At 66.3% G+C, this 12,743-nt stretch carries 12 protein-coding genes; 5 read left to right on the forward strand and 7 right to left on the reverse strand.

Annotated features, from left to right (window positions below):
• The 4 genes from ACGFNJ_RS35780 to ACGFNJ_RS35795 form a co-directional block, all read right to left on the reverse strand.
• On the reverse strand, positions 1 to 852 hold the full coding sequence (locus ACGFNJ_RS35780) for an MlaE family ABC transporter permease (protein ID WP_393458798.1): 852 nt from the start codon (positions 850 to 852) through the stop codon (positions 1 to 3).
• 4 nt (positions 853 to 856) lie between these two features.
• Entirely contained in the window at positions 857 to 1,621 is a 765-nt protein-coding gene (locus ACGFNJ_RS35785; RefSeq protein ID WP_069167355.1) for an ABC transporter permease, read from the reverse strand.
• Between the two features lie 346 nt (positions 1,622 to 1,967).
• Positions 1,968 to 2,912: a 3-oxoacyl-ACP reductase gene (locus ACGFNJ_RS35790; RefSeq protein WP_393458802.1), complete on the reverse strand. Its 945-nt coding sequence runs from the start codon at positions 2,910 to 2,912 to the stop codon at positions 1,968 to 1,970.
• Between the two features lie 45 nt (positions 2,913 to 2,957).
• A complete protein-coding gene (locus ACGFNJ_RS35795; protein WP_069167353.1) occupies positions 2,958 to 3,146 on the reverse strand; it encodes a ferredoxin in 189 nt (62 codons plus the stop codon).
• A 156-nt stretch (positions 3,147 to 3,302) separates the two neighbouring features.
• Between ACGFNJ_RS35795 and ACGFNJ_RS35800 the strand changes: the two genes are divergently transcribed.
• Together ACGFNJ_RS35800 and ACGFNJ_RS35805 are read left to right on the forward strand one after the other, a co-directional pair.
• Positions 3,303 to 4,496, forward strand: coding sequence for an acyl-CoA dehydrogenase family protein (locus ACGFNJ_RS35800; protein WP_393458806.1), 1,194 nt, complete (start codon positions 3,303 to 3,305; stop codon positions 4,494 to 4,496).
• Positions 4,497 to 4,515: 19 nt separating this feature from the next.
• Positions 4,516 to 5,616, forward strand: coding sequence for an acyl-CoA dehydrogenase family protein (locus ACGFNJ_RS35805; protein ID WP_393458809.1), 1,101 nt, complete (start codon positions 4,516 to 4,518; stop codon positions 5,614 to 5,616).
• Positions 5,617 to 5,793: 177 nt separating this feature from the next.
• Here the strand turns inward: ACGFNJ_RS35805 and ACGFNJ_RS35810 are convergent, their stop codons facing one another.
• The gene (locus ACGFNJ_RS35810; protein ID WP_393458812.1) at positions 5,794 to 6,381 is read right to left on the reverse strand and encodes a TetR family transcriptional regulator; all 588 of its coding nucleotides are present in this window, start codon (positions 6,379 to 6,381) and stop codon (positions 5,794 to 5,796) included.
• A 101-nt stretch (positions 6,382 to 6,482) separates the two neighbouring features.
• Between ACGFNJ_RS35810 and ACGFNJ_RS35815 the strand changes: the two genes are divergently transcribed.
• Positions 6,483 to 7,670 (forward strand): FAD-dependent oxidoreductase, encoded by a 1,188-nt coding sequence (locus tag ACGFNJ_RS35815; protein ID WP_393458815.1) that lies wholly within the window; start codon positions 6,483 to 6,485, stop codon positions 7,668 to 7,670.
• Between the two features lie 59 nt (positions 7,671 to 7,729).
• Here ACGFNJ_RS35815 and ACGFNJ_RS35820 read toward each other — a convergent pair whose 3' ends face one another.
• Positions 7,730 to 9,382, reverse strand: coding sequence for an acyl-CoA synthetase (locus ACGFNJ_RS35820; RefSeq protein ID WP_393458818.1), 1,653 nt, complete (start codon positions 9,380 to 9,382; stop codon positions 7,730 to 7,732).
• Between the two features lie 61 nt (positions 9,383 to 9,443).
• On the opposite strand from ACGFNJ_RS35820, the gene ACGFNJ_RS35825 reads away from it, so the two are divergent.
• A complete protein-coding gene (locus ACGFNJ_RS35825; RefSeq protein ID WP_393458821.1) occupies positions 9,444 to 10,226 on the forward strand; it encodes a crotonase/enoyl-CoA hydratase family protein in 783 nt (260 codons plus the stop codon).
• Positions 10,227 to 10,286: 60 nt separating this feature from the next.
• Here ACGFNJ_RS35825 and ACGFNJ_RS35830 read toward each other — a convergent pair whose 3' ends face one another.
• Positions 10,287 to 10,706: a VOC family protein gene (locus tag ACGFNJ_RS35830; protein WP_393458824.1), complete on the reverse strand. Its 420-nt coding sequence runs from the start codon at positions 10,704 to 10,706 to the stop codon at positions 10,287 to 10,289.
• Positions 10,707 to 10,899: 193 nt separating this feature from the next.
• On the opposite strand from ACGFNJ_RS35830, the gene ACGFNJ_RS35835 reads away from it, so the two are divergent.
• Complete coding sequence (locus tag ACGFNJ_RS35835; RefSeq protein WP_393458827.1) at positions 10,900 to 11,898, forward strand: sigma-70 family RNA polymerase sigma factor; 999 nt, start codon at positions 10,900 to 10,902, stop codon at positions 11,896 to 11,898.
• Positions 11,899 to 12,743 lie beyond the last annotated feature (845 nt).

Raw genomic sequence — 12,743 nt, forward strand, 5'->3', positions numbered from 1 at the left:
TTACCCGGAGAGATGGAAGTTGCCGGAGGTGCCGTAGATGGCCAGGGAGATCAGCAGCGTCACCGTGACCACCGCGACCAGCGAGGCGCGCACCGCGTTGCCGACCGCGACGCCGACCCCGACCGGGCCGCCCGCGGCGTTGAAGCCGTAGTAGGTGTGGATCAGCATCACCGCGAGCGCCATGAAGATCGCCTGCGCGAACGACCACAGGATGTCGCTCGGGATGAGGAAGGTGGAGAAGTAGTGGTCGTACACGCCCGCCGACTGTCCGTAGATGACGACCGTCGCGAACCGGCTCGCGATGAACGAGGCGATCACCGCGAGCGCGTAGAGCGGCACGATCGCGATCATTCCGGCGAGCACCCTGGTGCCGACCAGGTACGGGACCGGCCGGATCGCCATCGATTCCAGCGCGTCGATCTCCTCGGCCACCCGCATGGCGCCGAGCTGCGCGGTCGAGCCTGCCCCGATGGTGGCGGCCAGGCCGATGCCGGAGATCACCGGCGCGGCGATGCGGACGTTGATGAAGGCCGCGAAGAACCCGGTGAGCGCCTCGACGCCGATATTGCCGAGCGAGCTGTAGCCCTGCACGGCGATGGTGCCGCCCGCGAACAGGGTGAGAAATCCGACGATCACCACGGTGCCGCCGATCACCGCCAAAGCGCCACTGCCCATGCTGATTTCGGCGATCAGCCGAATAGTCTCGGTGCGATAGTGGGTCAGCGCACGCGGAATTGCCCCGAGCGCCTGTGCGTAGAACACAGCATGTTTACCTACCGAATCGAGCGAGTCCGACATCCGACGCACTCGTCGCACGGTACGCGGAAAGCGGGATTCGATCACGAAGGCCATGGGTTCACCGCGCCGTGAACTTGATGCCGACCGCGGTGACCACCACGTTCACCACGAACAGCGCCATAAAGGCGAAGACGACGGTCTGATTCACCGCATCACCGACACTCTTCGGACCGCCTTTGACATTCAGTCCCAGATAACAGGCCACCAGTCCGGCGATCATGCCGAACAATCCGGCCTTCACCTCCGAGATGACCAATTCGGGCAAATGCGTCAACAGCGTGATGCCGTTGACGAAGGCGCCGGGATTCACGTCCTGCAGAAAGACCGAGAACAGAAATCCGCCGACGATACCGATCGTGCACACCAGGCTGTTGAGCATCAGCGCGACGAACGTCGAGGCGAGCACGCGCGGCACCACCAGCCGTTGCACCGGATTGATGCCGAGCACCCGCATCGCGTCGATTTCCTCGCGGATGGTGCGTGCGCCCAGGTCAGCGCAGATGGCGGTGGCGCCTGCGCCAGCGACGATGAGCACGGTGACGATCGGACCGACCTGGGTGACCGCGCCGAATGCCGCACCCGCCCCGCTGAGGTCGGCCGCGCCGATCTCCCGCAACAAGATGTTGAGAGTGAAGCTCACCAAAACGGTGAATGGAATCGCGACCAACAGTGTCGGCACGATCGAGACTCGCGCGATGAACCAGGACTGATCGATGAACTCGCGCCATTGAAAAGGCCTGCGCACGCTCGAACGTGCGACTTCCGCGGTCAGTTCGAAGAACCCGCCTACCGCACGCAATGGCACGGCAAGGACCTCGTTCATCGATGAACCTCCTTGCTCAAACCCGCGTACGTTCGCACGGCACGATTCTTCACCGAGGCCGCACCGCCTCAACAATTAGAACACGTTCATTGCGTCGCCGGAAGATGTTTGCCACTTTTGAACTGCACTTTTTCTCTGCATCGGCATATGAATTTGGAACGAGTGTCAGAGACTATGATCCCATCTTTGTGAGACGGCACACATCTCGACCTCCAATGTCTACCAACTACTGGACCCTTGATCAACAGTTGGACAGTTGATCAGCGATTCCGTGTCGGTGAGCCTTGCAGATATCGACCCTCGATGCGCTTGTTTCACCCACCCAGGGGGACGAGCGCGCCTGCGCTCAGCCGAGATCCAACAGCGACGACGCCGAGAACGTCTGCCCGGCAGGGCGTTCGGCAAAGTAGCCGCCGAGCGTCGCGGCGAGATCACCGGCCGACCACTGGCCATCGACGGCGTCGAAGCGCTGCTCGACCACCGGCGCGGCCATCAGCGCCACCATGCCCCCGTAGACCACGAACAGCTGACCGCTGACCGCGTCGGCGGCGGGCGAGGCGAGAAACGCGACGAGCCGGGCGACATGATCGGGCGAGAGCGGGTCGATCTGCCCCTCGGGCGCCGCGCTGAACACGGCCTCCGTCATCGCGGTCCGTGCGCGGGGCGCGATCGCGTTGGCGCGCACGCCGTATCGGGAGAGCGCTCGCGCCGCCGACAGCGTCAGCGCGGTGATACCCGCCTTGGCGGCGCCGTAGTTGGCCTGGCCCTCCGGGCCGAGCAGGCCAGCCTCAGAGGAGGTATTGATCAGCCTGCCATATACCGGAGCGCCCGCTTCCTTGGACTTGCCACGCCAATAGGTTGCAGCGTTGCGGGACAACAAGAAATGGCCGCGCAGGTGCACCGCGAGCACCGCGTCGAAGTCCTCGTCGGACATGTTGAACAGCATCCGGTCCCTGGTGATCCCCGCGTTGTTCACCACGATATCGACGCTGCCGAAGGCCTCCTCGGCGGTGCGCAGCAGCGCGTCCGCGGTCGCGCGTTCGGCGATGCTGCCCGCGACGAACTCGGCCTTGGCACCGAGCGCGCGGATATCGGCCATGGTGGCGGCGACGGCGTCCGAGTCCGCCAGGTCGTTGACCACGACCGAGGCCCCGGCCCCGGCCAGCGCGAGCGCCTCTGCCCGCCCCAGCCCAGCGCCCGCACCGGTCACAATCGCCACCCGGCCCGCAAGACTCACCCCATCGTCACTCGCGGCCGCTGTGTCGTTGGTTCGTTCGCTTCGCTCACCCACGGAGCCGACCCTAGAACGTGTTCCAATCTATGGCAAGGCCCGGTGTCACTGGAGGCGCAGCGCCGCTTTCGGGCACTGCGCGACGGCGTCCTCGACATCGGCGAGACGGTCGTCGGGCACATCGGCCTCGAGGATGTGCAGCTGGTCCTCGTCATCGAGTTCGAACACGTCGGGGGCGATTCCGACACAGATTCCGTTCGCTTCGCACTGGTCCAAATCGACGCTGACCTTCATGAGAACTCCTTTACCGCGTTCCTAGCAGAAGCCTAACAACCCGACGACTCCGCACGGGGCGGCATCGACCGGATTCGGCCTCAATACTGGAACATGTTTCAGTCGATATGCAATGATCGGTTGAACCCACATCGACGAAGGCATGAGGTATTTGCCATGCGCATTGCGTACACGCCGCAGCAGGAGGAGCTACGCGCTGAGCTGCGCGACTACTTCGCGCGACTCATCACTCCCGAGCGTAGAGCCGCGCTCAGCGCGCAGACGGGCGAGTACGGCCAGGGCAACGTCTACCGCGAGGTCGCGCAGGATATGGGCCGCGACGGCTGGCTCACGCTGGCCTGGCCGAAGGAGTACGGCGGGCAGGACCGCACGGTGATGGATCAGCTGATCTTCACCGACGAGGCCGCGATCGCCGGGGCGCCGGTGCCGTTCCTGACCATCAACTCGGTCGCGCCGACGATCATGCACTACGGCAGCGAAGAGCAGAAGCGCTTCTTCCTGCCCAAGATCGCGGCGGGCGAACTGCACTTCTCCATCGGCTACTCCGAGCCGAGCGCGGGCACCGACCTGGCCAGCCTGCGCACCACCGCGGTGCGCGACGGCGACGACTACGTGATCAACGGCCAGAAGATGTGGACGAGCCTGATCGCCTACGCGGACTACGTGTGGCTCGCGGTGCGCACCGATCCGAATGCCAAGAAGCACAAGGGCATCAGCATGCTGATCGTGCCGACCACGGCCGAAGGCTTCTCCTGGACACCCGTGCACACCATGTCGGGGCCGGACACCAGCGCGACCTACTACCAGGACGTCCGGGTGCCCGCGAGCGCGCTCGTCGGCCAGGAGAACGGCGGCTGGGCGCTGATCACCAACCAGCTCAACCACGAACGCGTCGCGCTGACCTCGGCGGGACCGCTCAGCCTCGCGCTGAGCCAGACCGTCGAATGGGCACGCGACACCAAGGCCGGCGACGGCTCGCGGGTGATCGACCAGGAATGGGTGCGGCTCAACCTCGCTCGGGTGCACGCCAAGGTCGAATACCTGAAGCTGCTGAACTGGGAGATCGCCAGCCGCGCCGACGCGGGCGGCTCGGCGGCGCCGCGACCGTGGGACGCCTCGACCTGCAAGGTGTACGGCACCGAGCTGGCCACCGAGGCATACCGGTTGCTGATGGAGGTGCTCGGCCCGCAGGCCTACGTGCGGCAGGACTCCCCCGGCGCCGAACTGCGCGGCAGGCTGGAGCGGATGCACCGCGCCGCACTGATTCTCACCTTCGGCGGCGGCACCAACGAGGTGCAGCGCGACATCATCGCGATGACCGCCCTCAAGCAGCCCGCCTCGGCACGCTGACGGAAAGCAGGTAGCTGACATGGATTTCACTCCCACCGAGGCCCAGCTCGATCTGGCCAGGCTGACCGGCGAGGTGTGCGCCAAGCTGGTCACCGCCGACCGCCTGCGTGAACTCGACACCGCCGACGAACGATTCGACGAGACGCTGTGGCACTCGCTCGCCGAGACCGGCGTGCTCGCGGCGGCGTTGCCAGAGGCAGTGGGCGGCAGTGACTTGGGTGTGCTCGAGCAGACCGCCGTGCTGCGCGAACTCGGCAAGTACGTCGCCGCGGTGCCCTACCTGTGGTCGATCGTGCTGGGCGCAGGCGCGCTGGCCCGATTCGGCGATGCGGCGCAACAGGATCGGGCGACCCAGGCGGGCGCGGGACGGATCATCCTGACCGCCGCGCTGGCCGAGGAACACAACTGGGAGCCGACCAAGCCGATCACCACCGCCGCCGAGACGGACGGTGGCTGGCGGCTCACCGGCGCCAAGACCACGGTGCCGTTCGCCAACCGGGCGGATCGAATCCTGGTCCCCGCCACCGTGTCCGGCACGGTCGCGGTGTTCCTCGTCGATCCCGCCGCGGCGACCGTGACCGCCCAGCAGGTGGTCGACCGCACCCCCGAGTACGCCGTCGATCTCGCCGACACCCCCGCCGAATTGGTCGGCACCGTCGAGAGTGGCGCCGAGATCCTCGACTGGATACTCACCCGCGCCTGGCTCGGCCTGAGCGCCGCCCAACTCGGCACCATCGAGCGGGCGCTCGAGCTGGTCGCCGAATACACCCGCGAGCGAGAACAATTCGGCAAGGCGGTCGGCAGCTTCCAGGCCGTGGCCCAGCGTCTCGCCGATGCCTACATCGACGTCCAGGGCCTGCGCCTGGCGGTCACCCAGGCCGCCTGGCTGCTGTCCGAGGACCTGCCGAGCGCCGAAGCCGTCCACACCGCCAAGTTCTGGGCCGCCGACGCGGGCCACCGGGTGGCGCACACCGTCGTGCACGTGCACGGCGGCGTCGGCATCGACCGAGACCACATCGTGCACAACTACTTCACCGCCGCCAAACACCACGAGTTCGCCCTCGGCGGCGGAACAGACCATCTGCGCGCCCTCGGCGCTCTCCTGGCCGCCCCGGCCTGACCGGTGGGCACTCCCCTTCGGCCCGTCGAGGAAACTCGGCGGGCCGAAATAGTGTGTGCGGTCGAATTCCCTTGCAACGGGCGTCATTCCGCGCCGCCAGTTCCGCTGATACTCGGGCCGAGATGGGAGTCTCGACTCAGCGAAGGTCGTAACGACCACCGTTCTCGCGCCTTGCCGCTACTCGGTGGGCACCGACAGCAGGTAGCGCTGAATGGTCGGGGCGATGTCGGCGATCAGCGCCTCGCGCGTCAGGGCTACCACCGGCGGGATCCGAAGAATGTAGCGGCACAGCGCAATTCCGAGGAGCTGAGTGACCACCAGGCCGCTGCGGCGCGGCGCGTCGGCAGCGTCACCAAAACGAAGGACGGCGGGGAGCACCTGCTCGGCGAAGACAGTGCGGAAACGTTCGGTGACGGCGTCGTCGGTCACCGCGGAGCGCAGCAACGTACGCAGCACCTCGTTGCCCGGCGGCTCCTCCCACAGCGCGAGGAAGCGGCGGACGAGTAGTTCGCCGAGCCGATCGGGATCGGCGGCGGCCAGGTCGGGCAGCGCCAGGTCGATGTCGACGGCGGCCGCGAACAGGCCGTCCTTGCTGCCGAAATAGCGCATGACCATCGACGGGTCGATCGCGGCGTCGGTGGCGATGGCGCGGATGGTCGCCTTGCGGAATCCCTCGGCGGCGAAGCGGGCGCGTGCTGCCTCCAGGATGGCCGCGCGGGTCGCATCGGAGCGCCGGGCAGGCGGCTGATCAGGCTCGATCGTCATGCCAACAAGTGTAGGCCAACAACCGTTGACTTAGCCACGCCGGGCGGGCTACCGTTATGCCAACAAGCGTTGGCCCACAGATGTTGACTTCAGGAGTTCTGATGAACACCACCCCGAACCCGCTGCCAGAGACCACCTCCGTCGTCATCGTCGGCGCGGGGCCTGCCGGGCTCACCGCGGCCGTCACCCTGGCCGCGGCAGACGTCGACTTCGTCCTGCTCGATCGACTTGCCGAGGGCGCCAACACCTCTCGCGCGGCGGTCGTGCACGCCAGGACGCTGGAGGTGCTGCACGAGCTCGGCATCGCCGAGGAGCTCATCCCCGAAGGTCTTGTGGTGCCGACCTTCACGCTGCACGACGGCGGTCGCACCCTGGCCACGCTCCGGTTCGACGGCCTCCCGACGCAGTACCCCTACACCCTGATGGTCCCGCAGGACACCACCGAGGCGGTGCTGCTCGCCGCGCTGCGCAAGGCGGGCGGCGACGTGCACCGGCCGTACCAAGTGACCCGGGTCGTCGAGGAGAACGACGGCGTGACAGTCGAATACACCGATGCCGCGGGCGCCGTCGGCACCCTCCGCGCCGACTACGTGATCGGCGCCGACGGCATGCACAGCGTGGTGCGCGAGCAGGCGGGCATCGGATTCACCGGGGCCGCCTATCCCGCGTCGTTCGTGCTCGCCGACGTCCGGATGAACTGGCCGATCCCGCGCGAGGAAGTCTCGCTGTATCTGTCACCGGAGGGCATCACCGTGATCGCACCGCTGCCCGACCCCGCCGAATCGAACCGGTACCGCGTGGTCGCCACCGTCGACACGGCGCCAGAGCACCCCACCCGCGACGACATCCAAGCCATTCTCGACGCCCGCGGACCCGGTGGGGACGTCGAAGTCAGTGCAGTGCTGTGGAGTTCACGCTTCCGGGTGCATCATCGCGTCGCCGACCGCTACCGCACGGGCCGGGTCCTGCTCGCGGGCGACGCGGCGCACGTGCACAGCCCCGCGGGCGGCCAGGGCATGAACACCGGCATCCAAGACGCCGCAACCCTCGGCGGCCTGCTCACCAGAGTCATCGCGGGCGAGCCCGAATCCCTCCTGGACAGCTACGAAACCATCCGCCGCCCGATAGCGCTCGATGTTGTCGCGTTCACCGACCGCATGACCCGCATGGCGACGCTGACGTCGCGCCCCGCCCGGTCGCTGCGCAATCTCGTCGTCACGACGCTCACCCGCATCCCCGCCGTCCGCAAGTCGCTCACCTATCGGCTCGCCGAGCTGGGCAACCGCTGACCGAGGCACAGGCAAGGGCCGCCACGAAATCCGTGGCGGCCCTTCGGGATGACCGGTTCCTACTTGCTGCTCGCTTCGGCATGCTCGTCGGCGGCACAGGTGTCGGTGTGCGCCTTGGCCCAGCGGTAGTCGGGCTTGCCCGCAGGGGAACGCTTGATCTCGTCCACGAACCACAGGCTGCGCGGAAGCTTGTACGGGGCAATCTCTTTGGTGAGAACCGGGCGCAATTCCGCCAGCGTCGGCCGATTTCCCCCGCGACACTGCACCACGGCGACCACCCGCTGGCCCCAGCGCTCGTCCTCGACGCCGACCACGAGCGCGTCGAAGATCTCCGGGTGGGTCTTGAGCGCGCCCTCGACCTCCTCCGGGTAGATCTTCTCGCCACCGCTGTTGATGCTGACCGAACCGCGGCCGAGCATGGTGACGGTGCCGTCCTCCTCGACCCTGGCGAAGTCGCCGGGGATGGCGTAGCGAATCCCGTTGAACTCCTTGAAGGTTGCCGCGGTCTTCGCCTCGTCCTTGTAGTAGCCGAGCGGAATGTGCCCGCTGCGGGCAAGCAGGCCGACCACGCCGGAGCCGGGCTGCACCGGGTTGCCCGCCTCGTCAAGCACCGAGGTGGACGCGTCGATCTTCACGCGCGGCCCGCCGGTGTGGTTGACGCCCTTGGCGACGATCGACAGGCCGCCGAAGCCGGTCTCGGAGGAGCCGATGGAGTCCGAGATCAGCCGGTTCGGCAGCAGCTCGACGAACTGGTCCTTGAGGGCGGGCGAGAACAACGCCGCGCTGCTGGCCAGCACGTAGAGGCTCGAAAGGTCATAGGGCGCACCGGTTTCCGGATTACCCTCGATCAGCGCGTCCAGCATCGGCCGCGCCATCGCGTCGCCGGTGATGAAGATGAGGTTGATCTTGTGACGGTCGATCGCCTGCCATACGCCGTGCCCGCTGAATTCGGGCACCATCACGGCCTTCCCGCCGTCGAACAGGCTGTGGAACACCGCGGTCTGTGAGCCACCGTGGATCATCGGCGGGATCGGGAACCGCACCATCTGCGCTCCGCTGCCGTGACCGGTCTTGGACTGGGTCCATTCATCGTCGATGGGTTCGCCGGTGATGAAGTTGATGCCGCCACCGAGCACCCGCCACCAGTCCTCCTGCCGCCACATCACGCCCTTCGGCAGGCCGGTGGTGCCGCCGGTGTAGAGCATGAAGACGTCGTCGGGCGAGCGCTCACCGAAGTCGCGTTCGCCGGACGAGGCCGCGAGCGCCGCCTCGTATTCGACAGAATCCGCTGCGGTGGCGATGGTGCCGGTCGTATCGTCATCGACAACGATCACCGTCTTCAGCTGCGGGGTGTTCGGACGAACAGCGGCCACCCTTTCGCTGTAGCGGCGCTCGTGGATCAACGCGACCATGTCCGAATTTTCGAAAATATATTGCAACTCGTTCTCGACGTATCGGAAGTTCACGTTGATCATCACGGCCCTGGCCTTGAACACCGCGACCATCGCCTCGACCGCCTCGACCGTGTTGCGCGAGTAGATGCCGACCTTGTCGCCCGGCTGCACGCCATGTTCGAGCAGGTAGTGAGCCAATTTATTGGCGCGCTCCTCCAGCTGGGCGTAGGTCACCTCACGACCGTCGCCCACGAGCGCGACGCGGTCGGGCATCAGGTCGATGGCATGTTCGACAAGGTCCGCTATGTTGTAGCTCACAGGCTAAAAATAGAACGTGTTACTGTTCCTGGCAAGGGTCGAAAAGTCAGGAGATTCGTCAATGCCACACTGCCTCGTCGAGAAACGCGACCAGGTCCTGATCGTCACGATGAATCGACCCGAGGCGCGCAACGCGCTCTCGGCGGAGATGATGGCGATCATGCGCGATGCCTGGGATCAGGTGGACAGCGATCCGGACATCCGGGTGGCGATCCTGACCGGCGCGGGCGGCGCGTTCTGCGCGGGCGCCGACTTGAAGGCGATGACCGCACAGCATCCCGGCGACTCGTTCGCGGGCGGCGGCTGGGACCTGTCCAAGATCGAGGCATTGCTCAAGGGCCGCAGGCTGACCAAACCGTTGATCGCCGCGGTCGAGGGGCCTGCCATCGCGGGCGGCACCGAGATCCTGCAGGGCACCGACATCCGAGTGGCCGGCGAAAGCGCGAAATTCGGTGTCTCCGAGGCACGCTGGGGCCTGTTCCCGCTCGGCGGGTCCGCGGTGCGCCTGGTACGGCAGATTCCCTACACCGTTGCCGCGGACATCCTGCTGACCGGCAGGCACATCACCGCCGCCGAGGCCAAAGAGATCGGGCTGATCGGGCACGTGGTGCCGGACGGCAGCGCCCTCGACAAGGCACTGGAACTGGCCGCGCAGATCGCCGCCAACGGTCCGCTCGCGGTCCAGGCCATCCTGCGGACGATCAGGGACACCGAGGGCATGCACGAGGAAGAGGCCTTCCAGATCGACGCGAAGCTCGGCATGGCGGTGTTCCGTTCCACCGATGCCAAGGAGGGCCCGAAGGCCTTCGCGGAGAAGCGGAAGCCGACCTTCACCGGCAGCTGACCCCGGAAAGCTGAACGCCCCCGGCACCTTTCGGCACCGGGGGCGACCCCGCGTCGGGCGTCACCGACTGCCCGAGTAATCCATCCAGAACGGCTCCCACTGGTGGCCGTCCGGATCGAGGAAGGTGCGGCTGTACATGCCCACCTGCTCCTCCTGTGCGCGCTTGTCCGCGTTGACCTCTTCGGTGGCGCCGCCGGACAGCGCCGCATCGGCCAGTGCGTCCACCTCGGCGACGCTCGTCAGCGCCAAACCGTAAGAGGCGCCAGTCTTCTCGGTGGTATCGGCGACCGGGCGCTGGCTGAAGGTGATGAAGAACTGCCTGGTCAGCAGCATCACGCAGATGTTGTCGTCGATCACGATGCAGGCAGCGTTGTCGTCGGAGAACTCCTGGTTGACCTTCCAGCCGACCGCCTCGTAGAACTTCTTCGACCGATTCAGGTCGGCGACGGGGAGGTTGAGAAATATCATCCGGCTGCTCATGTGTCGGTCCCTTTTTCGTAGTCCGCCTGTTTAGTTGCGCACAAATACAGACGGATCGCGGTGGCTGAATTCATCGGCTGACCGGGAGGCTGTGACCGGACGCACGGCGGGACGCCGGCTGATGATCTTGATTGCGCTGGTAGTCGGCATTTGGGTCTGGGATGTGTCGGTGCCCTGTGGCAGGGTGACAACCATGAACGACTTGTCCGGCCAATCCGCCGGCCTCGCTCCCGACGTGCTCGAATCCTTCGAGAAACACCGCCGGGAATTGTGCGCCTACGCCTACCGCATGCTCGGCTCGTCCTTCGAAGCAGAAGACGCGGTCCAGGAAACCTTCACCCGCGCGTGGAAGTCCTACGATTCGTTCGAGGGCCGCGCCAGCCTGCGCTCGTGGCTCTACCGAATCACCACCAACGTCTGCCTGGACATGCTCGACGGCCCGCAGCGGCGCGCCAGGCCGATGGATCTATCCGGGCCAGCGCGACCGGACTCTCCCCTACCGCCGCCGCAGCCGGACTACGTGTGGATCGAACCGATCCCGAACGCGCTGGCGTTCGGCGCCGACCCCGCCGAGCACGCGTCGGCCAAAGACACGCTGCGGTTGGCATTCGTCGCCGCCTGCCAGCACCTACCCGCCACCCAGCGCGCAATCCTGATCATGCGCGAAGTGCTGCGGTTCTCCGCCAACGAGACCGCGGAGGCCCTCACCATGTCGCCCGCGTCGGTGAACAGCGCACTGCAACGGGCCAGGGCCACCATGTCGAAGGTGCAGCCGACCGCCACCGACGACTACGACGAATCCAATGAAGACCAGCGCAAACTGGTCGACAACTTCGTCAAGGCGTTCGAGGCGTACGACATGGATGCGCTGACTGCGCTGCTGAAAACGGATGTGGCGCTGTCCATGCCGCCGATCGAGTTCTGGTTCTCCGGGCCGGAGAATGTGGCTGCGTTCATGCTGGGGCATGGGAGTGGGTGCCGGGATTCTCGGATGGTTCGGCTCGAAGGGGCGAACGGGCATGCGGCGTTTGGGCATTACAAGCCGAGTGAGGAGCCGGGGGTGTGGGTTCCGTGGTCGATCACGGTGTTGGAGTTGGATGGGGATGCTATTGCTGGGATGAGTTTCTTTTTGGATACCGAGAAGCTGTTTCCGTTGTTCGGGTTGGCTTCGGAGTATCGCGAGGGGGTTTAGGGGTTCCTCGTGGTTCGGCTCCGGAAGGTTTGGTGGAGGGGAAAGAGCAGGTGCCGGGCTCTGGAAGGTTGTCGAACAACCGAGATGGAGGGCTGTGCCTCTGGGGAGGCACAGTTGGGGTGGGGCGCGGAAGGTTGGGGAGGGGCGTCGTGCCTCTGACGAGGCACGGATGGGGTCGGGCAGGGAAGGTTGGGTGACGACCGGGGAGGGCGTCGTGCCTCTGACGAGGCACAGATGGGGTCGGGCACGGAAGATTGGGTAGACAGCCGGGGAGGACGTCGTGCCTCTGACGAGGCACAGATGGGGTCGGGCACGGAAGATTGGGTAGACAGCCGGGGAGGACGTCGTGCCTCTGACGAGGCACAGATGGGGTCGGGCACGGAAGATTGGGTAGACGACCGGGGAGGACGTCGTGCCTCTGACGAGGCACAGATGGGGTCGGGCACGGAAGATTGGGTAGACAGCCGGGGAGGACCTCGTGCCTCTGACGAGGCACAGATGTGGGGCGTAGGTGCGGATCGATGGGGCTTGCCTGGCGGCAAGCCTGAGTAGCCGCAGCGGCTTTCGGGGGTCTGCACTGGTGTCCGGCTCCGAAGGGTTGTCAAACAACCAGAGGGGACTTCGTGCCTCTGACGAGGCACGAATGTGGGGCGTGGATGGGGATCCGGGGGTGGCGCTACGGATCGGGCTTGCCTGGCGGCAAGCATGAGGATCCGGCGCGGCTTTCGAGATCCGCACTGGTTCTGGGTACTACGGCGCTCAGAGCGAACGTAGCCGCCCTGAGATGGCCTTGACTCCGCTGGCTCATCGGGCCGCGTCTTCGCACCAAATGAGTGCCGGGCGTA

This window comes from Nocardia sp. NPDC049149, assembly GCF_043197455.1.
Classification (GTDB): Bacteria; Actinomycetota; Actinomycetes; order Mycobacteriales; family Mycobacteriaceae; genus Nocardia.

Bases quoted from the DNA above. Each gene is read 5' to 3' on its own strand.
- ACGFNJ_RS35815 (WP_393458815.1), top strand. From the start codon at position 6,483: ATGAACACCACCCCGAACCCGCTGCCAGAGACCACCTCCGTCGTCATC.
- ACGFNJ_RS35810 (WP_393458812.1), bottom strand. From the start codon at position 6,381: ATGACGATCGAGCCTGATCAGCCGCCTGCCCGGCGCTCCGATGCGACC.
- ACGFNJ_RS35830 (WP_393458824.1), bottom strand. From the start codon at position 10,706: ATGAGCAGCCGGATGATATTTCTCAACCTCCCCGTCGCCGACCTGAAT.
- ACGFNJ_RS35785 (WP_069167355.1), bottom strand. From the start codon at position 1,621: ATGAACGAGGTCCTTGCCGTGCCATTGCGTGCGGTAGGCGGGTTCTTC.
- ACGFNJ_RS35825 (WP_393458821.1), top strand. From the start codon at position 9,444: ATGCCACACTGCCTCGTCGAGAAACGCGACCAGGTCCTGATCGTCACG.
- ACGFNJ_RS35795 (WP_069167353.1), bottom strand. From the start codon at position 3,146: ATGAAGGTCAGCGTCGATTTGGACCAGTGCGAAGCGAACGGAATCTGT.
- ACGFNJ_RS35800 (WP_393458806.1), top strand. From the start codon at position 3,303: ATGCGCATTGCGTACACGCCGCAGCAGGAGGAGCTACGCGCTGAGCTG.
- ACGFNJ_RS35835 (WP_393458827.1), top strand. From the start codon at position 10,900: ATGAACGACTTGTCCGGCCAATCCGCCGGCCTCGCTCCCGACGTGCTC.
- ACGFNJ_RS35805 (WP_393458809.1), top strand. From the start codon at position 4,516: ATGGATTTCACTCCCACCGAGGCCCAGCTCGATCTGGCCAGGCTGACC.
- ACGFNJ_RS35780 (WP_393458798.1), bottom strand. From the start codon at position 852: ATGGCCTTCGTGATCGAATCCCGCTTTCCGCGTACCGTGCGACGAGTG.